Origin of the sequence: Chitinophaga caseinilytica (assembly GCF_038396765.1) — a bacterium.
Lineage (GTDB): Bacteria > Bacteroidota > Bacteroidia > Chitinophagales > Chitinophagaceae > Chitinophaga > Chitinophaga caseinilytica.
This window is the reverse complement of the sequence record NZ_CP150096.1, coordinates 2,761,773-2,785,628: the sequence shown is the minus strand read 5'-3', so window position 1 is coordinate 2,785,628 and position 23,856 is coordinate 2,761,773. Positions and strand designations below refer to the sequence as shown.

Here is a 23,856-nt window from a genome sequence, read left to right as displayed (position 1 = left end):
TCCGGGTCAACGTCCCGCGCGCCCATCGAAAATACCGATTCCTGCCCATTGTTGCAAAGGAATACTGCAACCGATGTGATGAAAGCCCACCGCCCGCTGGTACCAGCTTCTCGCATACCGCAGCTGGAACTTCTTCACCACCACGCCCACGCCCAGCGAAAAGCCGCTCATGCCCCGGCGCTCCGGCAGCGAAAGTTCCTGCCGCCGCAAATGATTGTAGCCGCCGGTGATTTCCAGGTATTTCCCGATGTTCCATTGCGCAGCGAGCACGAAATGCCGGAAAAGGTTGTCGATTCCATATCCGCCCGTGCGCAGGGTATCGCCGTTCTCGATGCGGATATCGTTGCGCAGGTCGGGGCCGCTGTAGCGGATATCGAACTGGTGGAGATGATGGATGGTGGCCGACAGCTGGATCGGCACATGCGCGAGTTGCTTCGAAATCCCGACCTGGAGGTCGAAAGGCAGGGTCGCGTTTTCGTCGGACGCGTATTTGGTGAACTGCGTGCCCATATTCATGGCCACGAGCCCCGCCTGCCAACCGCGTGCGGAATCGGTGAACGTGATGCCGACATCGGCCGCGAGGCCGGTGGAGCTGTAGTCGAAATATCTGGAGCGGATGTATTTCACCGTGAGGCCGTAATACCATTTTTCGAGGTAGCGGCGGGAGGCGGTCAGCTGGAAGGAAAAATCCACCGGCCGGAAGGTCCCCATTACATTCCCGGTCACGTCGGTATGCTGCATCTGCCCGTACCCCACGTACTGAAGGCTTGCCGCGAAGGAAGTCTGCATTTTAGGAGCATACGCGCCAAAAGCGGCGTGCCCATATTTGATGCCACCGTTGTACCCGGCCATGTTCACCTGCAATTGCCCGCCCATTTCCGGCCGGAGCAGCGAGGGGTTGAGTAGCGCCGTGCTCACGTCATTCCCCTGGATGGCCACGTTGGCGCCTCCCAGCGCGGTGATCTGCGGCGAGGGCGGCAGTTCCAGGAATGCGTACGAGCTCCGCCCTCCCAGCAACTGGGCGGCGGCGGCAAACGGCAGGAACAACCATATGAGGAGGAACCGGATCTTCACAGGGAAATGGCAAAGGATTACGGCCGTTAAGTTACAACTTGGACCGAACAAAAAAGAATAAAGCCACCCTTCATGGATGGCTCTATTCAAACCCTTAAACAATCAACATGCGCTCACTTTTTCAAGTGAACTTGGTGGCACGGTTGCGTCAGGAGTAACGGACCGTGCGTCCTACCTCTTTAATAACGCAGATTCGAGCACTTGGTTCATTTCGCGCACATAATGGAACTTCAGCCCCTTGATATAGTCGGGGTTGATGTCCTGGATATCTTTTTCGTTCTGCCAGCAAAGGATGATCTCCTTGATGCCGGCGCGCTTGGCGGCGAGGATTTTTTCCTTGATACCGCCCACGGGCAACACCTGTCCGCGGAGCGTAATCTCGCCCGTCATGGCCAGGTACGGCTTTACGCGACGGCCGGTATACACCGAGGCCAGCGCCGTAAGCATGGTAACGCCCGCACTGGGCCCATCTTTCGGCACCGCTCCTTCCGGAACGTGGATGTGGATGGTCTTTTGCTGGAACACTTTCGGATCGATCTTGAAATTCAGCGCGTTGGCCTGCAGCCAGCTGAGCGCCGTAACGGCCGATTCTTTCATCACATTGCCCAAGTTACCGGTCAGCTTCAGCTCGCCCTTCCCGTCCGAGAGGCTGGACTCGATGAAGAGGATGTCTCCTCCCACGTACGTCCAGGCCAGGCCCACGGCCACGCCGGGAGGATTGCCCGTTTTGTACATTTCATTGTTGTACTTCGGCTTGCCCAGCGCCTGCGCGATCCTTTCTTCGGATACGGCCTCTTTCGGCGTTTTGCCGAGTGCCACGTCTTTGGCGAGGGAGCGCATGATGGCCGCAAACTGGCGGTCCAGCTCGCGGACGCCGCTTTCGCGGGTATAATTGGCGATTACTTTTTCGATCACTTTATTGGCGAACGATAACTTCACGTTATCGAGCCCGTGCATTTCCTTTTGTTTCGGCAGGAGGTGGCGCTTGGCGATCTCCACTTTCTCCTCGATGGAGTAACCGCTCAGGTCGATGATCTCCAGGCGGTCGCGCAGGGCGTGCGGAATAGCGCCGAGGTTGTTGGCCGTAGCGATGAACAGTACTTTGCTCAGGTCGTATTCCAGCTCCAGGTAATTATCGTAGAAGGTGCTGTTCTGTTCGGGATCGAGCACTTCGAGCAGCGCCGAAGCCGGATCGCCGCGAAAGTCGTTGCCGATTTTGTCGATCTCGTCGAGGATCATCACCGGGTTGGAGGATTTCACTTTACGGATCGTTTGCAGGATACGGCCGGCCATGGCGCCGATGTAGGTTTTACGGTGACCGCGGATCTCGCTTTCGTCGTGCAGCCCGCCGAGGCTGAGGCGCGCGTACTTACGGCCGATCGCATTGGCGATGGAGCGCCCCAGCGAGGTTTTACCGATGCCCGGAGGGCCCACGAAACAAAGGATCGGCGATTTCATGTCGCCTTTCAGTTTCAGCACGGCCAGGTATTCGAGGATGCGGTCTTTGATCCGGTCCATCCCGTAATGATCATGATCGAGCACTTTCTTGGCCTTCTTCAGGTCGTAACTGTCTTTGGTATAATCCTGCCAGGGCAGGTCGAGCATCAGGTCGAGGTGATTGTACACCACGGAGTAATCGGGCGTGCTGGGATGCATGCGCTCCAGCTTCTCGATGCCTTTGGTGAACAGGTCGCGCGCGGCATCGGGCCATTTCTTGGCTTCCGACTTGCGGATCATTTCCTTGATCTCGCGATCGTTACTGTCTCCGCCCAGTTCTTCCTTGATGGATTTCATCTGTTGCTGGAGGAAGTAGTCCCGCTGCTGCTTGTCGAGGTCCTGCTTGGTTTTGTTATTGATCTTGTTTTTCAGTTCCGCGAGCTGCAATTCCAGCTGCAGGAGCTTCATGAGCACTTCCGCACGCTGGCGGAGGTTGCTGATCTCGAGGATGCGCTGCTTTTCCTTCACGTCGCTGTTCAGGTTGCTGGACACGAAGTGGATGAGGAAAGGCGCGTTCTCGATGTTTTTGAGGATGATGCTGGCTTCCGACGGGAGGTGCGGGCTGAGGGCGATGATCTGCCCCGCCAGGTCTTTGATGGAAGAAACATAGGCGTCGAACTCCGAATCGCCTTCTTCCACTTCATCGCTGAGGATGTCGTATTTCGCCTTGAAATAGGGGTCTTCCGTCACGATTTCCTTGATACGGAAGCGTTTCCGGCCCTGGATGATGATGGTGGTGCCGCCATCGGGCATTTTGATGAGCTTCACGATTTTGGCGACCGTCCCCACTTCGTTGAGGTCTGTCACCGCAGGTTCTTCGACATTGCTGTCTTTTTGTGCGACTACACCGATCATTTTGTCAGTCTTGTACGCATCGTTCACCGCCTTGATCGACTTGTCGCGCCCAACGGTGATGGGGAGCACCACGCCGGGGAACAGTACGGTATTGCGGAGGGGTAAAAGTGCCAGTTCTTCGGGAATTAGGTCTTCTTCCTGCCCTTCTCCGTCTTCATTAAGCGGAATGATGGGCATAAACTCCATCTCTTCCTCTGTATTGCCCAAGAAAAATGTATTCATCTGTCAGTTTTAAGTATCGGGACAGAATGGCAGGATCCCTCCTGCAAAAGTCCCTGAAAATAGAACAAGCCTATATAGTCAACTTTAGTGCCATTGCTGTGGGCATGCCAAAATAGGAAACGCGGGAAGGCGGCCGGGGGTTGCCCGGGGCAAAAAAAGACCGCCCCGTTTCCGGAAGCGGTCATCGCTCAGTTGTAGGTAAAACTTAGAGAGTAATACCTACGCCCAGTTGAATAGATTGATTCTTCCACTTTTCGGGATTGGTACCGTTGGCGAAAGTAATGTCGTTGACGTTGGACAGGCCGATCACGTAGCGGGCGCTGATGTTCACGATAGGGAGCTGGAGCCAGAGGCCGCCAACAGCGCCGAAGTCACCGCCTTTAAATGCTTCCTTTCCTTCCTGGAACACGTTCCTTTTCTTGCTCGTCATGATGCTGAACTGGGGGCCTACCTGCAGTTTGAAGCGGGGAGAGCCCAGGTCGATGTTGGCGAGCACCGGAATGGAAAGATAATCCAATTTCGGCTTATTCTCTTTTACCTGGTTCAGTTCGTATTCGGTTTGGAATTCGCCGGTGTTCTTAACTTCGGTTTTGGAGCTGGAATAGATCAGTTCGGGCTGGATGCCGAAACCTTTCACCAGGTTGATCTGCGCGAAACCGCCCAGGTGCCACCCGAGTTTGAAGGCGTCGTCATACCCCGTTCCGTCGATCTTCCCCAGGTTGGCGCCGCCTTTGAAACCGAAACGGATCATTTTCTGGGCTTTTGCGGAGGATACGGTCAGGCCGGAGATTACAACAAGGGCCAAAAACAGTTTTTTCATATTCGATATTTGTTTAGTGTTAAGCAGCTAATTTATCTTGATGGGCTTGATTGCGAACCACTTCCGTCCATACAGACGAACCCCGGGCCTGCAACCCCTACGCTCGTTGCAAATTCCATGCTAAAAGAGCACTCGATCAGTTTTCAGAATGTAACGCTCACGTTGGCAGTAAAGTATCCGGATACGGAAGTGTCCGGGCCCTGCAACATTTTGAACAAAGTGAAAGATGGGGATATCGCAAACTTGCCGATGATGTAAGACACCCGCAGCCCCAGGTCCACCGCCCGCGGCTTGAACGCGCTTCCGTCGGATAAAATGGTTTCCGTAGCCTCCGCAACCGGCGCTCCCTGTCCACCGCCGTTGCCGTTTCCATTACCATTCCCGTTCCCACGGCCATTGTTCTTCTTTTCGCTGAATTTTTTGATGGCATTCCCCCGCGTCGCGTACCGAAAGCTTCTCATGCTCGAAAAATATTTCGCGGTGCCGGTCGTCAATCCCGCGATGGGCATGATCAGCAGGCCATCATCCGCCGTCAGCACATCCATATACAAAAACGGATGGCGAACGTCCACGATCACGTTGAAATCGTTCCCGTGTTCCCGGGTGGTTACCGATGCCTCTTCCCGCTTGAGGCTCCCCCAGCCGAAATCGAGGCTCAGACCGGGTTGCAGCCACCATTTGCGGTAAATGAAATAGGCGTACAATTCGTTTTTGATGGGCGTTTGCGGAACGTCGGAGCTATCGGCGTACATATATCGCGTGTAGGAAATCCCCGTCATCAAATCGCGGTTGCGCGTGTAGTCGTACCCGCCACCCAGGTCGAATTCGAACCAGGGCTTGTTGCCGCCGCTCAGCAGGTAATACGCCGCTGCGTTGGCGAACAGACCGCTTTTATGCGTGTAGGTGACAGAAGGGGAAAGGAAAGGCTTCATGTCTATGGGCCGGAAAGCGTCCGCCGCTTTACCGCCGTACGCGGGGTTGTTGCCGAACCCCACTGCCAGGGTCACCTCGCTTTTATAACGGCTGTCCAACAGCGAATCCAGCTGTCTTTCCAGTTCGGCGAGACTTTGCGCCCGGGCGAACGAAACCGGCAGCGTAAAAATGAGGATAAGGGCGACGAGGTTTTTCATCGCCCGCAAATTACAGAACTTATACGAGTTCGATCACGGTGATCTCCGGAAGGATGCCCACGCGGCCGGGATATCCCAGGAAACCGAAGCCCCTGTTCACATACAGCCGTTGCTTGCCTTCTTCGTACAGACCCGCCCATTGCCGGTAGATGTATTGCGCCGGGCTCCATTTGAAGAACGGGATTTCGACGCCGAACTGCATGCCGTGCGTATGGCCGGCGAGCATGAGGTCGATATCGGGATATTCGGTGCGGATCTGTCCGTCCCAATGCGTGGGGTCGTGGGACAGGAGGATTTTGAAGGGAACTTCCCTGGTGCCTTCGTACGCCGCTTTCATATCGCCGAGCCGCGGGAACCGGGGGTTCATGCTCCAGTTCTCGACGCCCAGCAGTGCGATCTGCTGGCCGTCTTTTTCGAGGATTTTATTTTCGTTCATCAGCAGGCGCCAACCCATTTTGGCGTGGATGCCCTTGAGGGTTTCGAGGTTCTGAGCCTTGAGGCGCGAGCGGCGGTTGTTATCGTAATCCGGCCAGGGGTAATAATCGCCATAGTCGTGGTTACCGAGGGTGGAAAACACGCCCATCGGGGCGTTGATCTTGTCGAACACGTCGAGGTAATCGTCCATTTCGAGGGACCGGTCGTTCACCAGGTCGCCCGTAAACAGCACAAGATCAGGTTTTTGCGCCTGGATGAGCTCAACACCGCGCTTAACGGCTTCCTTATCGTTGAAGGAGCCGGAATGGATGTCGGATATCTGAACGATTTTCAGGCCCTTGAACGCCGAAGGTAAATTCGGGTAGGCCAGCCGCAGTTTGCGGACGTGGTAGTTGTATTTGTTGGAAAGCCCGTACAACAGCGTGCCCATGAGGGTGCCGCCAACGAGGAAGCCTGATTTGAGGAGGAACCGGGAGCGCGACATGCCTTCGGTTTCGCGGTTGCCTTCTTCCCTGGCCTGAACGGCGGCGGCAACGGCCGGGGCAGAGCGGACTTTTTCCACGACCCACATCACGGCGCGGCGGCCATCGTCTATGAAGAGGAAAAGCGCGACCATGAGTTTGGAGAAGGAGAAGGAAAAGGCGAAGGTGAGGTAATAGGCCCTTGCCTGCATGAATTTGGCCCAGGGGATCTTGCCGTAGAAGACGATGGAGGCCATCACCACGGCGGAAAGCACCCAGTAAAGGGTAAATACGACACCTCGGAGCCTGGGGGCGGCGTTGGCCATCAGGGAACGGAGGGCGTAAAAAACGTAGGCGTCGAGCGCCAGCATGATGATGACGAGGAGTATGGTGGAGAGTAAATTGGGTCCGGCTCGCATAATATCGTATGGATCAATGATTTAATTATCGAAGCAATCCTGTAAAAATAGCACAATCGCGCTGATGGGGATGGCTTCCGTGGTAAGGAAGACGAATATCTGACCAAAAAATTGCAAAGTAAAACCTAAAAAAATGTGATTTTTCCCCAGCCGGCGGTGTGAATAAATAAATAGGGAGCATGGCCCGTTATTAGGTGATTCGTTGTATTTTTGTCCGATTAGGTCATATTATTATATCATTGCAATATGAAATTCACCTATTACGGGCATTCCAGTTTTGCGGTGGAAGTGAAGGGGAAAAAGATCGTGTTCGACCCGTTCATTACGCACAACGAGCTGGCAAAATCCATTGACGTTGAACGTATTGAGGCGGATTACATATTCGTTTCCCATGGTCATGCCGACCATGTGGCCGACCTGATGGCGCTGGCGAAGCGCACGGGTGCCACGGTGGTGGGGGCTTATGAGTTGACGGAGTGGGTGCAGAAGCAGGGGCATGAAAAAGTGCACCCGATGAATACGGGCGGCAAGTGGCATTTTGACTTCGGTACGGTGAAATGTACCGTTGCGCATCATTCCAGTGGTTTGCCCGACGGCAATTACGGGGGCAACCCGATGGGTTTCCTGTTCATGACCGGTGAGGGGAATTTCTATTATTCGGGAGATACGGCTTTGACGTTCGATATGGAACTGATCCCGCGGTGGGCGAAGCTGGACTTTGCGGTGCTGCCGGTGGGCGACAATTTCACGATGGGGGCAGACGATGCCGTGATCGCTGCAGAATTCATTGAATGCCAGCGCATTATTGGAGTACATTACGACACATTCGGATATATCAAGATCGATAAGGCTGCCGCACAGCAGTTGTTCGAAGAAGCAGGGCTGACCCTGCTGCTGCCGGGGATCGGTGAAACCATCGATGCCATCGGCTGATATCCTATTTTATCCTATTAAACCTGGAATTTAAGACAAGACAATGGCAAGAATCATCGCAATCGCCAATCAGAAAGGGGGCGTGGGGAAAACGACCAGCGCCATCAACCTCGCCAGCAGCCTGGCGGTACTGGAGTACAAAACGCTGCTCGTGGACGCTGACCCTCAGGCCAACAGTACCACAGGGCTGGGCTTCGACCTGCGTAATATCCAGCAGAGCCTGTACGACTGCATGGTGAACGACGTGCAGGCCCGGGACGTGATCCTGGAATCCGACACGCCGAACCTGAAAGTGTTGCCTTCGCACATCGACCTGGTGGGCGCGGAGCTGGAACTGATCAACCATCCCAACCGGGAACGGGTGATGAAGCAGGTGATTGACACTGTCAAGGACGAATACGACTTTATTATCGTAGACTGCTCCCCTTCGCTGGGCCTGATCACGGTGAACGCCCTGGTGGCTTCCCATTCGGTGATCATCCCGGTACAGTGCGAGTTCTTCGCGCTGGAGGGCCTGGGCAAGCTGCTCAATACGATCAAGATCGTGCAAAGCAGGCTGAATACGGACCTGGAGATCGAGGGTATCCTCATGACCATGTACGACGGCCGCCTCCGCCTCAGCAATCAGGTGGTAGACGAAGTGAAACAACACTTCGAGGAAAGCGTGTTCAACACCATCATCCATCGTAATACCAAACTGGGCGAAGCCCCGAGCTTCGGCAAGTCCGTTATTATGTACGATGCCATGAGCACCGGCGCCATCAACTACCTGAACCTGGCGAAGGAAATCCTGCAGAAGCATAACTTTACCAAGATCAATCAAGAAGACAAAATATTAGCAATTAACGATGACCAATCCGAGTAAGAAAGAGGCGTTGGGCAAAGGCATCCGCTCGCTGTTACAGAATATCGACACAGACCTGAAGCAAACCACCGGTGCGCTTGCCGAACAAGTGGTAGCCCAGGCAACCGGCATCGAGCGGATCGCGCTGGATTTGATCGAGATCAACCCCAAGCAGCCCCGCCGCGATTTCGATGAGCAGGCGCTGCAGGAGCTGAGCCAATCCATCAAGCTGCACGACATCATTCAGCCCGTAACCGTTTCCCGCATCGGCAAGAAATACCAGCTGATCGCCGGGGAACGCCGTTTCCGCGCCAGTAAAATGGCCGGACTGAAGGATATTCCCGCGTATGTAAGGCAGGCCAACGACCAGGAGCTCCTGGAACTGGCGCTGTTGGAAAACCTGCAACGCGAGAACCTCAACGCCATCGAGATCGCCCTCAGCTACAAACGCCTCATGGAAGAGATCGACCTCACCCAGGAGCAGGTAGCCGAAAGAATGGGCAAGGAAAGGAGCACCGTTACCAACTACATCCGGCTGCTGAAACTGCCACCAGACATCCAGGTGGCCGTTCGCAACAATAAACTCAGCATGGGCCACGCCCGCACGATCATCAGCATCGAAGACGTGGACAAGCAATTGTTCGTTTTCGGCGAGATCATGAAAAATGGCTTGTCGGTCCGCCAAACGGAAGAACTCGTCCGTAAGGTGAACGCCAACGACAAGGCCAATGCGAAAAAACCGGCCAAAAACCTCCTGCCGCCGGCTTACCAGAAAATCCAGGACAACCTGTCGACCCACTTCTCCACCAAGGTCAACCTGGCCCGTGGCAAGAACGGGAAAGGCAACATCCAGATCGAATTCTATTCAGACGAAGAGCTGGACGCCATCCTGGAAAAATTATCATTGTAAGTGAAAAACAGCGCCCGTTTCCTGCTTTGCTGCCTGCTGCTCCTCCCCTTTTCGGGGCTCCTGGCGCAGACGGACACCGCCAACGGCAACCGTGTGATAATGGACTCGCTCAAACGCAGGCCCACCACCACAGAAGTTGGCGCAGACACCGTATATGCCAGTCCGGCAGACAGCATCGTGGCCAATTACAAGCCACTTCACAGCCCCAGGAAAGCAGCGTTTTACTCCGCCGTGCTCCCGGGCCTGGGGCAGATCTATAACCGCCAATACTGGAAAGTGCCCATCGTTTACGCCGCTATCGGCGTCAGCACCGGGGTTTTCCTTTTCAATATGGATAAATACCGCGAGTTCCGCGGCGCTTTCCGCGCCCGCGTCGCCAATCGCGACAATCCCGACTGGGTAGACCCGTATAAAAGATACGTAGACGCAGATCTGACGTACCTGCGCGACGCCTACCGCCAGTATGTGGACTATTCCGTACTCGTGTTCGTGGCCGCCTACGCGCTCAATATCGTGGATGCCACGGTGTTCGCGCATTTAAGGCAGTTCGACATCTCCAACGACCTGAGCATCCGCATATCGCCCAAAATGTTCGACAAACGGACCATCGGCGTGGGGCTCACCATCACCCTCAACCCGAAGCAGCAACGCTCCGGAGGGTTTTCTTTCAAATAATCACAGTATCCTCTTACAGATATGAAAATCGCACTCATCGGGTACGGCAAAATGGGCAAAGCCATTGAAGCCATCGCCACCAGCCGCGGGCACGAAGTAATTCACCGCATAGACATCAACAGCAGCCACCTCCTGGAGAAGGAAAACCTCTCCCAGGCAGACGTTGCCATTGAGTTCACCACCCCTGAAACCGCTTACCACAACATCCTGAAATGCTTCGAAGCAGGCGTTCCCGTGGTGTGCGGCACCACCGGCTGGCTCGAAAAGCTGCCCGAAGTGAAAGCCATCTGCCTCGAAAAGCACCAGGCTTTCCTGTACGCCAGCAATTTCAGCATCGGCGTGAACATCTTTTTTGCGCTGAACCAGCGGCTGGCCGAGCTCATGGCGGGTCAGACCTCCTATTCCGTACGCATGGAGGAAATCCACCATACCCAGAAGAAAGACGCGCCTTCCGGCACGGCTATCACCCTGGCGGAGCAGATCATCGACAAGCTGCCCGGCAAGAAAGGCTGGGTGAACGATGCCACGCAAGACGCCTCGCAGCTGTACATCCATTCCAAACGGATCGACCCCGCCGCCGGAACACATATCATTGATTATCATTCCACTATCGACGATATTACCATTACCCACACGGCCCATTCCCGGGAAGGCTTTGCCGCCGGGGCGGTAACCGCGGCAGAATGGCTGAAGGGCAAGAAAGGGATCTTCAATATGAGCGACGTCCTCAACCTCTGATCTTCCCCTCCCCGCGAAAGCTGGCGTTTTTTGTTATATTTGTACAATTGAGAGTGCAAAAATTACTGGAGACTAAGGAATATGCTGTCTAAAAAAACACAATATGCGTTCCATGCCTTGATTTACCTGGCAGAGAATGTGGATAAGGGTCCTATACTGATTTCTGAAATCGCTTCGGAAAAAAGCATCTCCATCAAGTTTTTGGAGAACATCCTGCTGGAGCTGAAGAATGCCGGTATCTTAGGCAGCAAGAAGGGAAAAGGCGGTGGCTATTATTTGATGCGCACGCCCAAGGAAATTCCGCTGGCGCGCATTATCCGCCTGCTGGACGGGCCTATCGCCCTGCTTCCCTGCGTGAGCCTCAATTATTACGAGCGCTGCGAAAATTGCAAGGACGAAGCGATCTGCGGGCTGCATGAAGTGATGAGTAAAGTGCGCGACGCTACGCTTAAATTGCTGGAAAACAAATCTTTGAAAGATATTCTCACAAGGGAATAAGAAATTCTCAGGGTTATAAGTACAGAGGCTGTATCGATGCGATACAGCCTCTTTTTTATGGGCGCAAAAACCGCCTCAGGCTAAGATAATACCAATTGGGAGGGGAATTCTGCGGGTTGAGTGGACGGATTTTCACCCAAACCCATAGAAAATACTCAGAAGTGAGTATTGTCAGAAGTTTCGGGGCCCGGTACCTTTGTTGCAACGGATATTTCTCCGTCAATGTATACCTGTTGTCATGGAAACAGCGCGCTTGCAGCTACCCTATTCAACGTGTATACTTTTGATTTCCAACCCGCTTACGTTGCTTTCGCAGAGTTATTTCCAAATATGACGTTCCCCAGAAAAGTCGCCGAAGGGCTCCGCAGGACGGGGCTCTTCCCTTTTCACGAAAATTAGTCTATATTTTTTATAGACTTTATGTATTTTTGTTGAACGGACACTCAGATAAGGATATGAAAGATTTAACGGGCATCATTGCCCAGCAAACGGACATCGCCACGGGAATACGCATATTGACGGAGGAATTTCCGGGAGCAGTGGTTTTTTCCACCTCCTTTGGGCAGGAAGACCAGGTGCTGGCAGACATCATCTGGCGCAACGCCCTGCCGGTGCGCGTTTTCACGTTAGACACCGGCCGGCTTTTCCAGGAAACGTACGACCTGATGGACGTCACCAGGGCGCGTTACAAGCAGCCGTTCGATATTTATTTTCCCCAAACCGCGGCAGTGGAAAACCTGCTGAAGGAAAAGGGCACCAACAGTTTTTACGATTCCGTCGAGAACCGTAAGGAGTGTTGCCATATCCGGAAAGTGGAGCCCCTGGGCAGGGCGCTCCAGGGCGCCAAAGTCTGGATCACCGGGCTGCGGGCCGAACAGAGCGAGAACAGGACGGATATGCCCGTGCTGGAGTGGGACGATCATCGCGGACTGTACAAGTACAATCCCCTCATCCACTGGAGCTACGAGCAGATGATCGCCTATCTGAAAGACAATAACGTGCCGTACAACAAACTGCACGACAAAGGATTCATCTCCATCGGCTGCGCGCCCTGCACCCGCGCCATCGAGCCCGGAGAACATCCCCGCGCCGGCCGCTGGTGGTGGGAGCTGTCTAAAAAAGAATGCGGATTACACAGTTAAGACTTATAACAGCAAGATATGAGTAGCATACAATGGCAATTTCCAAGGGCCCTCGAGGACGAAGCGATTTACATCCTCCGGGAAACCGCCGCGCAATTCGAACGCCCGGCGATCCTCTTCTCCGGCGGTAAAGACTCCATCACACTCGTGCGCCTCGCACAGAAAGCCTTCTATCCCGGAAAGATCCCCTTCCCCCTCCTCCACGTAGACACCGGTCATAACTTCCCCGAAACCATCGAGTTCCGCGACTGGCTCGTGGAAACGCTCGGGCTCGAACTGATCGTCCGCAATGTGCAGGATTCCATCAACCAGGGTAAAGTGAAGGAAGAAACCGGCAAATACGCATCCCGCAACGCCCTTCAAACCGTAACCCTCCTCGATGCTATCGAAGAACTGAAGTTCGACGCATGTATCGGCGGCGCCCGCAGAGACGAAGAAAAAGCCCGCGCAAAAGAGCGCATCTTCTCCGTCCGCGACGAATTCGGCCAGTGGAACGCCAAAATGCAACGCCCCGAACTGTTCGACATGCTCAACGGCAAAATCAACATCGGCGAAAACGTGCGCGTGTTCCCCATTTCCAACTGGACGGAGCTCGACGTATGGAATTATATCCGCGAAGAAGAACTCGCCATCCCCTCGATCTACTTCTCCCACGAACGCGAGATCATCGAGCGCGACGGTATGTACTGGCCCTTCTCGCCCTATCTCAACACCACCGAAGAAGAAGTTCCTTTCCGCTCGAAAGTGCGCTTCCGCACGGTGGGCGATATGACCTGCACCGCCGCTGTATTGTCTGAAGCCGATAAGCTGGAAGACATCATCGAGGAAATCCTCGCAGCGAAAATTTCCGAGCGTGGCGCCCGGATCGACGATAAACGGTCGGAAGCCGCCATGGAAAAACGCAAACAGGCAGGCTATTTCTAACAATCACCGATAACCGCAACGCAACATATGGACGTTTTACGTATCACCACATCCGGCAGTGTAGACGACGGCAAAAGCACCCTCATCGGGCGGCTCCTCTACGATACCAAATCCATCACGCAAGACAAAATGGAAGCCCTCCAGGCCGCCAGCAAAAGAAAGGGGCTCGATTTCACCGACCTTTCGCTGCTCACGGACGGGCTCATCGCCGAGCGCGAGCAGGGCATCACCATTGATGTGGCGCACATCTATTTCAGCACACCCAACCGCAAATACATCATCGCCGACACCCCGGGGCACTTCGAGTACACCCGCAACATGGTGACCGGCGCATCCACCGCGCAGGTTTCGCTCATCCTCATCGACGCCCGCAAAGGCATCGTGGAGCAAACCTACCGCCACTTCTTCATCGCCTGCATGCTGCGCATCCCGCACCTCGTGGTCTGCATCAACAAGATGGACCTCGTGGAATACGACGAAGCGCGCTACAACCAGATCGTGGAAGATTTCCAGCAACTGCTGCCGGGCTCCTTCTACGACGGAAAGGAAGTGAAATGCATCCCCATTTCCTCGCTGTACGGCGAAAACGTGGTGACGCGCACCGAAAAGATCAGCTGGTACAAAGGGCTCCCCTTGCTGGAGTTCCTGGAAGAAATCCAGTTCGACCGCAACGACCGTAACCATCCCGCCCGCTTCCCCATCCAGTACGTGATCCGCCCCAAAACGGAGCAGTTCCACGACTTCCGGGGTTTTGCCGGCAAGATCGCCAGCGGCAGCTTTTCGGTGGGAGACACCATCGTGTCGCTCCCCAACGAGCAAAAAAGCAAAATCAAATCCATCGAGAAATTCGGGGAGCAACTGCAGGATGCGCATGCCGGCGAAAGCGTGGTCATTACGCTGGAAGACGAGATCGACATCAGCCGGGGCAACCTGCTGGTGAAGGAAGGGCAACCGCAGCCCGAAGGCCTCCGCGAAGTGAAAGCGCAGATTTGCTGGATGGACCAGAACAAACTCACGCCCGGCAAGACTTACCTCCTGCAACACGGTCCTACCCGCATCAAATCCAAAGTGCAGCAGATCGTGAACGTAACGGAGGTGACGACCAACCGCATCGAGGAGAAAACGGAAATGGGGCTGAACGATATCGGCCGCATCGTGCTGAAAACCGCCCAGCCCGTGTTCGCCGACAAATACGAAATCAATCCCGCCAACGGCACGTTCATACTCGTCGACGAGTTCTCGAACGCCACGGTGGCCGTGGGTTTCATCGAATAGCGCGCACCATCTGTCAACTAAAATAAAAAGCCGGGGACCATTGCCCCGGCTTTCCCGTTTTATAGCATTTTAGCGTCTCATTTCATGTTATTGGAAGCGGCGCCGGCCATATCATGACCGTCGGTTTTGCGTTCCGGCACCTGCAGCCATACCAGTTTGATCTCCCTTTTGTTGCCGGGATTGCGTTTCAGGGTAACGAGCGTACGTTTCACGGGGTCGTAGTCGCTGAAAGCGAAAAGGGCAACCTGGCGGTCGGTTTCCGTGTTGAAAACGAAATCGCGCTGCGGCACGGGGTCTTTCCCTTCGAGCGTGTAATAGAAACCGTGGCAGTTGCTGATATCGCGGATGGCGGTCTGGCGTGAGGGATCAGCGGCTTTGCGGCGTGCGTCGAGGTCGTTGATGAGGATGTATCCGGGGATGTAGGTGAATAGTTTGTACTGGTCTCCCCACTGGAAGGGCGCGTTCACGTTTTCGCGGGCTTTGAGGTAGAAGGGTTTCATCACCACGCCCTGGTTGATGTGCCGCCGCGGGATGATCCAGCTGTTGATTTCCTTCCCGGTGCTGTCGTAGTTCACCACTGCCACGTTGGCGAGCACGGTGCTCACCACGGTGGGCGTGTTGTTCATCATGCGGATGTGGTTGTCCAGCTCTTCGAACACAATGCTGTAGCCGCCGTCTGCCCGGAAGAACACGTTCTGCGGTACACCGTTGTAATCCGTTTCGGAACCGAAAGCTTCCTGCTGCTTTTGGTTTACGCCCCAGAAGTAAATGTCTTTGGCGAAGGAAATATTCAATGCCGGGAGTTGCACCACGGAGCTGCGTGTCATGATGCGCTCGGTTTTCTTTTCCGTTTTCTTTACGGCCTGAAGCAGCAGCAGCTGGCGGGATTGCGGGTTGTATTTGACGAAAGCTCCTGTCACTGCGGCTTCTGCGGGGAAGCGGAGATCGTGGAATTTGAAGAAGACCATGCCGCTGTCGAGCGTAGCGAGTTTCATGACGAGGCTGTCGCCCGATTGGCCTTTATTTTCTTCCATGCCGAGGATGCAGAGTTTTTCTTCGCCGATGACGGCCATATCCCAATACCGGAAGGGTGCGCCGTGATCGAAGTTTTTGAACCGTGCGCGGCTGATTTCGCGGTGATGGGCGGAGAAGTGGACGATCTGGTATCCGGCGTCGGATTCATCGTCGGTGTTGAAGTACATCCAGACGGCGTAGCTGCCGGAGTGGGGATCGCGGATGATGAGGAAGTCTGAGCTGGCGAGGGATTTCTTCCGCAGATCTACTTTATCCTGTTCGGCGATGACGCTGTCTTCGGTGAGGAGCCCGTTTTCTGCGCTGATGGTGAGCCGGCGGAGGAGGGGATGCCTTTTGGCGCGATCGCTGAGGAAGATGGTGGCGTTGCCGTTGCCGGATTCGAAGGCGGCGTCGAGCTGGGCGTTTTTATAGGATTTCCAGTCGGTAATGGGCGGCAGGGTGTCGATGCGCCGGTGCTGGCGGTCGAACAGTTGCAGCTGGAGGCCCTGCTTCGGGGTGAAGTGGATGAAGAGGGTGTTGCCGTTCGTGAGCTGGAGGATGCGCGCGTTGCCGTCTCCGGGCTCCTGGAATGCGGGACTTTCGGCGATGGTGGTGAATTGCGCGCGGGCCTTGCCGGCACCGAGGGCCAGCAGGCAGAGGATCAAGGTTTTCTTCATAGGATCGGGTGGCGCGGGGGCCGATACAAATATAAGTAATTTATAATAAGAAAACCCGTTATTCACAGATCGCCTTATGCGGCCCATACCCGTGTGAGAACCATTATTTTAGCGCAATGAATCCCCTATCCCATAAAAATATTATGGGTAACCCGTCCACCATCATCCCGCATTTCGTACCTGAACGATTATTGCCGGCCCGTCAGTTTCTTCTTCCATTCGCCATAAATGAAAATCGAAATAACCGTTGCCAATACACCCAACATAGCGATGCCCGCCGTTTCATGACCCTGTAAAATTATAAATACCGCTGCTCCTAAAAACAGCACCGTTACGACTGCAGCCATCCATTGCCCTCTCAAACTCTGATGACAATCTTTCTGCATGGCAGTGCGGTCCATCTCCTGCCGGTGCGCCTGTGCGTTCTCCGCCATGATCATCACACGGTTGCCCCCATCCGGAATGAACCGGGAATATGCGGCTACCGTTTCCCCATCCGGAAGCGGGCCGTGATGATGGCGGGAAATGGAAATCAAAAGATTCGTGAAGGCCGCGGACTTCTTTTCAGCAGGCTCTTCCTCTTTCAAAATGTCGGTGATGGCTGAAGTTACGGAAGCTTCAAATTGAGAAGGCAATGCTACCCTATCTTCACTTCTCGACTCCCAAACCGTGTTGCCTGGCGTACTTCCCGGCGTTACGGACATTACCTGCTGCATGGCTTCGCGAATGTAGCCGCCGACGGTTTTCCAATCCTCCCGCAGATGCATTTTATCGTCGTCCGGTGATCTGGGAACGAACTTCCGGCGATGGCCAAAACTCAGGAAGCCTTCCATCATGGATATAAAACCGCGGACCATACTATGCGTTAATGACGAAGCCGAATGCGCTCCCGGATAATGTGCTGAAAATTTCATGTTGGCGAATGGTTTGTTCATAAAGAAACAGTTATTGAGTTAACGTATTAAAGAGCGCCTTCCGAAAACAAAGGGTGAACATTTTCCATGTCGTTCATCATTTTTCCGCACAACAAAAAACCCCGGCAAAAATGCCGGGGTACAACCTATAGTAGTGTTAAAATGAGATTACATGCCTTTCTGTGCCCTGAGGTTTTTGAGCATGTCCGCCGTCATTTTCTCCAGGTCGAATTCGGGTTTCCAGCCCCAGTCTTTGCGGGCCAGTTCGTCATCGATGCTTTGCGGCCAGCCGTCTGCAATGTGCTGACGGTAATCGGGCTCGTAGCTGATGGAGAAGGTGGGGATATGCTCGCGGATGGCGCCGGCGATCTCTTTCGGCGAGAAGCTCATGCCAGACAGGTTGTAGCCTGAGCGGACGGAGATTTTCGCGCTGTCTGCCTCCATCAGTTCGATGGTGGCGCGGATGGCGTCGGGCATATACATCATGGGCAGGTACGTTCCTTCCGACAGGAAGCATTTGTAGCTGCCTTCCTCGAGGGCTTCGTGGTAGATTTCCACCGCGTAATCGGTGGTACCGCCGCCGGGGGCGGATTTATAGCTGATAAGGCCCGGGTAGCGCAGGCTGCGCACGTCGATGCCATACCGGGTATTGTAATATTCGCACCAGCGCTCGCCGGCGAATTTGGAGATGCCGTAAATGGTAGTAGGTTCGATGATGGTGTGCTGCGGCGTTTCCTGTTTGGGGGAATTGGGGCCGAACACGGCGATGGAACTGGGCCAGTAGATTTTATCGAGCCCTTCTTCCTTCGCGATATCGAGCACATTGAGCAGGCTCGCCATATTGATATTCCAGGCCAGCAGCGGGTTCTTTTCGCCGGTGGCGCTGAGGATCGCTGCGAGCAGGTAGACCTGGGTGATGTTATGACGGATCACCAGCACGTGCAGCATCTCCTTGTTCATCACGTCCAGCGAAACATAGGGGCCGGTTCCCTTCAGCAGATCGTGCTCTTCGCGCAGGTCGGATGCGATCACGTTGGAATCTCCATACATCTTGCGCAGGGCCAGTGTCAGTTCCACACCGATCTGGCCGCAGGCGCCGATAACCAGAATCTTGTCTTTCTTCATATAGCGATTAATAAAAATGAGTGGCCAAATTTAGCTTCAAGTCGCAATATTACCTGAATTACCCATCCAAACAATGACAATACCATAACAATTTGAACGAACGCCTGTTGCCCTTCGTAACGCGGGCATCAGCCATGTCGAAAATAAGGCCTAATTTTGCGCCGTGCAACCCCGGGCGGTAGCACACCGATTTTGAATTAACAGTCTAACAGATAGCAATGAAAACTTTACAATCGCTTTTCAAAGAGCAATATCATCCTGAAAACTTTTTCCTCATCGCAGGCCCCTGCGTGATCGAAGACGAAGACCTGGTAATGGGCGTGGCCGAAAAAGTGTCCGCCATCTGCAAAAAACTGAATATCTCCTACGTCTTCAAAGCCTCCTACCGGAAGGCCAATCGCACCTCCATCAATTCCTTCACCGGGATCGGCGATGTGGAAGGGCTCGACCTCCTGCAGAAAGTCGGCAAAACCTTTAACTTACCCGTGACCTCAGATATCCACTCCGCCGCCGAAGCCGCCATGGCCGCAGCTTATGTGGATGTGCTCCAGATCCCGGCGTTCCTTTGCCGGCAGACAGACATCCTCCTGGCCGCCGCCGACACCGGCAAATTCGTGAACGTGAAAAAAGGACAGTTCCTCAGCGGCGAATCCATGAAATTCGCCGTGGAAAAAATCCAGCAGGCCGGTAACGACCGCATCCTCCTCACCGAGCGCGGCACTACCTTCGGGTACCAGGACCTCGTGGTGGATTACCGCAATATCCCCGTCATGAAAGGCCTCGGCGCACCGGTGGTCATGGACTGCACACATTCGCTCCAGCAGCCCAACCAGCCCGGCGGCGTAACCGGCGGCAACCCGCAGATGATCGGCACCATCGCCAAAGCGGCCATCGCCACGGGAGCAGACGGGCTTTTCATCGAAACCCATCCAGACCCCGCCTGCGCGAAGTCTGACGGCGCCAACATGCTCCGCCTCGACCTCCTGGAGCCCCTGCTCGAAGAGCTGGTGCGCCTCCGCGAAGCGGTCTACAAAAAGTAACGATAACAAGGCAGGGCCACCGCGGTTCTGCCTTTTTTACTTTTTAGTTCCCCGGATTTCCGTTAAATTCATAGCCATACTGAATTCGATAAGCAAAGTTTTCAAACCCAAAAAACACTGCACTATGATTCATTTGCATGATTTAAAGACAGGCGATCTTGTGCTGGCAAAATTCGAGGAACAGTTATCAGAAGGGCCGGTCCTCCAAATAGACCGCGAGCTGGGCCAGGCCTGCGTGCTGGTTGGCGAACAGGAAAACTGGTACGAGCCGGCAGATTTATTCCCCATTCCGTTGACGGTAGAACAGTTGCTGAAACTGAAATTCAAGAAATCGGAAGAAACCACCTTGAACGGCGCCCCCGATACATACGTCCGCGGCCCCTTCACCATTACCCTTCACAACGGCTCCGATCCCCGCACCATCCTGCATTACCGCGATGAAACCCGGAACATCGCCGGCCATCTTATGGTCCATCAGTTGCAGAACCACTATCACGGGATGACGCTTATCCATCTCGAATAAAACCGCTCCAAACATTACTATATAAAAAAAGAGGTTGCCCGTCGGCAGCCTCTTTGTATTTGGGAATCACTCGTGGCGGAAACCACTTAAATCACTATTTCTTTTGCAGCCGTACGGTATCTACCGTCGTGATCTGCCCCAGCACCACCGGCACTGCGTTCTTCACGGCCGGCAGGAAGTTGGTGTCTGTCGGAATGAAATGCAGGCTGTAAGCACCGGCGGGGATGCCGCGGAGCAGGTAGCCGCCGTTCAGCGAATACGTGCTGGCAACGGTATCTGCGCCCTGGATGGCGAGCACGGCCGTTTGCACGGAATCGGGCAATACACCGCCCCTGATGTTGCCGCCAACGGCTTCGAGCACAGTGCGGATCACGGGTTTGAGGATGTATTTGCCGCTGTTGCCGGCTTTTACGATGGATTTGGCGACGTCGAAATCAAGGGTGAGCTTGTTGATGATACCGCCGATAACGGCCTGGTGGATGTTCAGCTTGAGGCCCGATTGCTGCGCGCTGGGCGTGGTGAGCGGGAGGCGCTTGCCGTCGTTGGTGACGAGGAAGTTATTATCGCCGAGCACAAGGCGGATCTGGGAGATTTTGCCGGTGGGGATTTCCGCGTCGGCCAGGATGGTATCCTTGTCGTTCACGAGGTCCAGCAGATTGTAGGCCCCGGCCTTCACTCCCGGCAGCGGCACCCAGTTCTGATCGTCCGCATCCGAGCTGTTGATACGGATCTCTTTCACGTCGATCCAGACTTCTGCATAGTCTCCGGGATCGTCTGTGAGGGCGATCTGGAGGCGTGTTTTCTCGGGCCCGCCGTTGGAATCGGTGTTGGAGCAGGCTGTGAGGGTTGCGATACCGCCCAGCATAAAGGTGCCGAGGGCCAGGTTTTTCCATGTGTTTTTCATCAAAAGACGGTTTAAGTTGAGCATTTGGTTAGGTCACTCAAAGTCATTTGATCGATTACGACAGGAAAAGTTTAATGGAAGGTTAATTTTTTTTCCGGGGGATGACGGACGGGGTTGAACGGAATGGGGGATTAGAGGTAACGAAGGGGGTTGCGGCGGGCGTTGGTGATGTAATGCTTGATGTTCATCCAGAATGCGAGGATCATGTACACGATCAGGGGGAGCCCATCGTGAGGAAAGTAGCATAGATGAAGAACAGACGGATGCGGGACGTGGCGATGCCGAGCTTCTCCCCGATGGCGGTACAAACGCCAAAGGTCTTCCACTCCACAAAATCTTTGACCTTATTCATATATCAAATTTATTGCAATCCAGCAAATTTAACAAATGAAATTGACCCCGTTAACAAGAGTTTTAACTTTAAAAAAAGTTCGGAAATGATTAACTTCGCCGTGCAAATTTTAATGTAACCGCTCTTAAATTATTTATTTCCATGGTGTTTGATATTGACATGATTAAAAAATTGTATGCGGCACTCCCGGGTAAAGTGGAAGCTACCCGTAAGATGTTGGGCCGGCCGCTTACACTGGCAGAAAAGATCCTTTACGCGCACCTGTACGAAGCTACGACCACACCGTACGAAAGAGGGAAATCCTATGTGGAATTTGCTCCTGATCGTGTGGCCATGCAAGACGCTACCGCGCAAATGGCACTGCTGCAATTCATGACCTGCGGCCGCGACCAGGTTGCCGTTCCGTCCACCGTTCACTGCGATCACCTGATCCAGGCGAAAACGGGCGCAGCGCAAGACCTTGCCACCGCGATCGACACCAATAAGGAAGTGTACGAATTCCTGTCTTCTATTTCCGACAAATACGGTATCGGCTTCTGGAAACCCGGCGCCGGTATCATCCACCAGGTTGTGCTGGAAAACTACGCCTTCCCCGGCGGCATGATGATCGGTACAGACTCCCACACCCCTAACGCAGGCGGTCTGGGCATGCTGGCCATCGGCGTTGGCGGTGCGGATGCCGTAGACGTGATGGCAGGCCTGGCCTGGGAACTGAAAATGCCGAAACTCATCGGTGTGAAACTCACCGGCAAACTGAGCGGCTGGGCTTCCCCGAAAGACGTGATCCTCCGCGTTGCCGGCATCCTCACCGTAAAAGGCGGCACCGGCTGCATCGTGGAATACTTCGGCGAAGGTGCCGACTCCATGAGCGCCACCGGTAAAGGCACCATCTGTAACATGGGTGCGGAAATCGGCGCCACCTGCTCCGTTTTCGCTTACGACAAAGGCATGGCCGAATACCTGAAAGCCACGTCCCGCGCCGAAGTTGCCGCCCTGGCAGACGGCGTTCGCGAACACCTCCGTCCGGACGAAGCCGTGTACGCAGACCCCGCCAAATTCTACGACCAGGTGATCGAGATCAACCTCGACGAACTGGAGCCCTATGTAAACGGTCCCTTCACGCCCGACCTGGCATGGCCCATCTCCAAATTCGCACAGGCCGTTAAAGAAAACAACTGGCCCGAAAAGCTGGAAGTTGCCCTCATCGGCTCCTGCACCAACTCTTCCTACGAAGACATCTCCCGTTCCGCATCCCTCGCGAAACAGGCAATCGATAAAAACCTGGAAGTGCATTCCGAATTCACCATCACCCCCGGTTCCGAACTCGTTCGCTACACCATCGAAAGAGATGGCCTGCTCGACACGTTCGACCAGATCGGCGGCGTAGTGCTGGCGAATGCCTGCGGTCCCTGCATCGGCCAGTGGGCCCGTCATATCGACGATCCCAACCGCAAAAACTCCATCATCACCTCCTTCAACCGCAACTTCGCCAAACGTAACGACGGCCTCGCTTCCACCCACGCTTTCGTGGCCAGCCCCGAAATCGTTACCGCACTGGCCATCGCGGGAAGCCTCACCTTCAACCCCCTCACGGACACACTGAAAAACCGCGACGGTAAAGACGTGAAACTCGATGAACCCAAAGGCTATGAGCTGCCCCCGCAAGGTTTCGACGTGAAAGACGCCGGCTACCAGGCACCCGCAGCTGACGGCTCCGGCGTTCAGGTGCTCGTATCCCCCACCTCCGACCGCCTCCAGCTCCTGGAAGCGTTCAAGGCCTGGGAAGGTACCGACCTGAAAGGACTGAAACTCCTCATCAAGGCCAAAGGCAAATGTACGACCGACCACATCTCCATGGCAGGCCCCTGGCTGAAATACCGCGGCCACCTGGACAATATCTCCAACAACATGCTCATCGGCGCGGTAAATGCGTATAACGACAAAACCGACACCGTGAAGAACCAGCTGACCGGCGAATATGGCGCCGTTCCGGCCACCCAGCGCGCTTACAAAGCCGCTAACATCGGTTCCGTTGTTGTGGGCGACGAAAACTACGGTGAAGGTTCCAGCCGCGAACACGCTGCCATGGAGCCCCGCCACCTCGGCGTTCGTGCTATCCTCGTGAAATCCTTCGCGCGTATCCACGAAACCAACCTGAAAAAACAGGGCATGCTCGCACTGACCTTCAACGACAAGGACGATTACGAAAAAATCCAGGAAGACGATACGTTCGATATCGACGGCCTGACCACCTTCGCGCCCGGCACTCCGCTGACCGTAGTACTGAACCACAAAGACGGATCGAAAGATTCCATCACCGTGAACCACACCTACAACCAGCAGCAGATCGAATGGTTTAAAGCTGGCGGTGCGCTCAACGTGATCCGCGCCCAGTTCGCAGCGGCGAAAAAATAAAATCGCTGAAAAGCATATATTACAGGCCGTTCCCCACCGG

General features: G+C 54.6%; 22 protein-coding genes. 12 read left to right on the top strand and 10 right to left on the bottom strand.

The features are described from left to right. Positions 1–6 precede the first annotated feature (6 nt). The 5 genes from porQ to WJU22_RS11665 all read right to left on the bottom strand — a co-directional run bounded on the left by porQ (position 7) and on the right by WJU22_RS11665 (position 6,913). Entirely contained in the window at positions 7–1,074 is a 1,068-nt protein-coding gene (gene porQ, locus WJU22_RS11685; protein WP_341843415.1) for a type IX secretion system protein PorQ, read from the bottom strand. Positions 1,075–1,245: 171 nt separating this feature from the next. Beyond that, positions 1,246–3,648: an endopeptidase La gene (gene lon, locus WJU22_RS11680; RefSeq protein ID WP_341843414.1), complete on the bottom strand. Its 2,403-nt coding sequence runs from the start codon at positions 3,646–3,648 to the stop codon at positions 1,246–1,248. A 205-nt stretch (positions 3,649–3,853) separates the two neighbouring features. Continuing rightward, complete coding sequence (locus tag WJU22_RS11675; protein WP_341843413.1) at positions 3,854–4,468, bottom strand: porin family protein; 615 nt, start codon at positions 4,466–4,468, stop codon at positions 3,854–3,856. 143 nt (positions 4,469–4,611) lie between these two features. After that, on the bottom strand, positions 4,612–5,598 hold the full coding sequence (locus WJU22_RS11670) for a hypothetical protein (protein WP_341843412.1): 987 nt from the start codon (positions 5,596–5,598) through the stop codon (positions 4,612–4,614). 19 nt (positions 5,599–5,617) lie between these two features. Continuing rightward, positions 5,618–6,913 carry a metallophosphoesterase gene (locus WJU22_RS11665; RefSeq protein ID WP_341843411.1) on the bottom strand — a complete coding sequence of 432 codons (1,296 nt, stop codon included), beginning with the start codon at positions 6,911–6,913 and terminating at the stop codon, positions 5,618–5,620. Positions 6,914–7,159: 246 nt separating this feature from the next. Here WJU22_RS11665 and WJU22_RS11660 point away from each other — a divergent pair, with 246 nt between their 5' ends. The 9 genes from WJU22_RS11660 to WJU22_RS11620 all read left to right on the top strand — a co-directional run bounded on the left by WJU22_RS11660 (position 7,160) and on the right by WJU22_RS11620 (position 14,852). Continuing rightward, positions 7,160–7,846 (top strand): metal-dependent hydrolase, encoded by a 687-nt coding sequence (locus WJU22_RS11660; RefSeq protein WP_341843410.1) that lies wholly within the window; start codon positions 7,160–7,162, stop codon positions 7,844–7,846. Positions 7,847–7,889: 43 nt separating this feature from the next. Next, complete coding sequence (locus tag WJU22_RS11655) at positions 7,890–8,711, top strand: AAA family ATPase (protein ID WP_341843409.1); 822 nt, start codon at positions 7,890–7,892, stop codon at positions 8,709–8,711. After that, positions 8,695–9,600 carry a ParB/RepB/Spo0J family partition protein gene (locus WJU22_RS11650; RefSeq protein ID WP_341843408.1) on the top strand — a complete coding sequence of 302 codons (906 nt, stop codon included), beginning with the start codon at positions 8,695–8,697 and terminating at the stop codon, positions 9,598–9,600. The genes WJU22_RS11655 and WJU22_RS11650 overlap by 17 nt, the downstream gene beginning before the upstream one ends. After that, positions 9,601–10,275, top strand: a complete 675-nt coding sequence (locus tag WJU22_RS11645; RefSeq protein ID WP_341843407.1) for a DUF5683 domain-containing protein — start codon at positions 9,601–9,603, stop codon at positions 10,273–10,275. Positions 10,276–10,296: 21 nt separating this feature from the next. Further along, positions 10,297–11,013, top strand: coding sequence for a 4-hydroxy-tetrahydrodipicolinate reductase (gene dapB, locus WJU22_RS11640; RefSeq protein ID WP_341843406.1), 717 nt, complete (start codon positions 10,297–10,299; stop codon positions 11,011–11,013). 81 nt (positions 11,014–11,094) lie between these two features. After that, a complete protein-coding gene (locus WJU22_RS11635) occupies positions 11,095–11,511 on the top strand; it encodes an RrF2 family transcriptional regulator (RefSeq protein ID WP_109697139.1) in 417 nt (138 codons plus the stop codon). Positions 11,512–11,966: 455 nt separating this feature from the next. Continuing rightward, complete coding sequence (locus tag WJU22_RS11630) at positions 11,967–12,653, top strand: phosphoadenylyl-sulfate reductase (protein ID WP_341843405.1); 687 nt, start codon at positions 11,967–11,969, stop codon at positions 12,651–12,653. An 18-nt stretch (positions 12,654–12,671) separates the two neighbouring features. Beyond that, positions 12,672–13,577, top strand: coding sequence for a sulfate adenylyltransferase subunit CysD (gene cysD, locus WJU22_RS11625; protein ID WP_341843404.1), 906 nt, complete (start codon positions 12,672–12,674; stop codon positions 13,575–13,577). Positions 13,578–13,604: 27 nt separating this feature from the next. Then, positions 13,605–14,852: a sulfate adenylyltransferase subunit 1 gene (locus tag WJU22_RS11620; RefSeq protein ID WP_341843403.1), complete on the top strand. Its 1,248-nt coding sequence runs from the start codon at positions 13,605–13,607 to the stop codon at positions 14,850–14,852. A 77-nt stretch (positions 14,853–14,929) separates the two neighbouring features. On the opposite strand, the gene WJU22_RS11615 is transcribed toward WJU22_RS11620, so the two are convergent. From WJU22_RS11615 to WJU22_RS11605, 3 genes are all read right to left on the bottom strand, one after another. Further along, entirely contained in the window at positions 14,930–16,543 is a 1,614-nt protein-coding gene (locus WJU22_RS11615) for a hypothetical protein (RefSeq protein ID WP_341843402.1), read from the bottom strand. 188 nt (positions 16,544–16,731) lie between these two features. Next, entirely contained in the window at positions 16,732–17,478 is a 747-nt protein-coding gene (locus WJU22_RS11610) for a DUF2335 domain-containing protein (protein WP_341843401.1), read from the bottom strand. A gap of 147 nt (positions 17,479–17,625) precedes the next feature. Further along, positions 17,626–18,582 carry an NAD-dependent epimerase/dehydratase family protein gene (locus WJU22_RS11605; RefSeq protein ID WP_341843400.1) on the bottom strand — a complete coding sequence of 319 codons (957 nt, stop codon included), beginning with the start codon at positions 18,580–18,582 and terminating at the stop codon, positions 17,626–17,628. A gap of 218 nt (positions 18,583–18,800) precedes the next feature. Between WJU22_RS11605 and kdsA the strand changes: the two genes are divergently transcribed. Both kdsA and WJU22_RS11595 read left to right on the top strand, forming a co-directional pair. Then, on the top strand, positions 18,801–19,622 hold the full coding sequence (gene kdsA / locus WJU22_RS11600; RefSeq protein WP_341843399.1) for a 3-deoxy-8-phosphooctulonate synthase: 822 nt from the start codon (positions 18,801–18,803) through the stop codon (positions 19,620–19,622). Between the two features lie 124 nt (positions 19,623–19,746). Then, a complete protein-coding gene (locus tag WJU22_RS11595) occupies positions 19,747–20,145 on the top strand; it encodes a hypothetical protein (protein WP_341843398.1) in 399 nt (132 codons plus the stop codon). 94 nt (positions 20,146–20,239) lie between these two features. On the opposite strand, the gene WJU22_RS11590 is transcribed toward WJU22_RS11595, so the two are convergent. Then, positions 20,240–21,049 (bottom strand): DUF4382 domain-containing protein, encoded by an 810-nt coding sequence (locus WJU22_RS11590; protein WP_341843397.1) that lies wholly within the window; start codon positions 21,047–21,049, stop codon positions 20,240–20,242. Between the two features lie 214 nt (positions 21,050–21,263). Beyond that, entirely contained in the window at positions 21,264–21,401 is a 138-nt protein-coding gene (locus tag WJU22_RS11585; RefSeq protein WP_341843396.1) for a hypothetical protein, read from the bottom strand. 159 nt (positions 21,402–21,560) lie between these two features. Between WJU22_RS11585 and WJU22_RS11580 the strand changes: the two genes are divergently transcribed. Next, positions 21,561–23,816 (top strand): aconitate hydratase, encoded by a 2,256-nt coding sequence (locus WJU22_RS11580; protein WP_341843395.1) that lies wholly within the window; start codon positions 21,561–21,563, stop codon positions 23,814–23,816. The last annotated feature ends 40 nt before the right edge of the window (positions 23,817–23,856 follow it).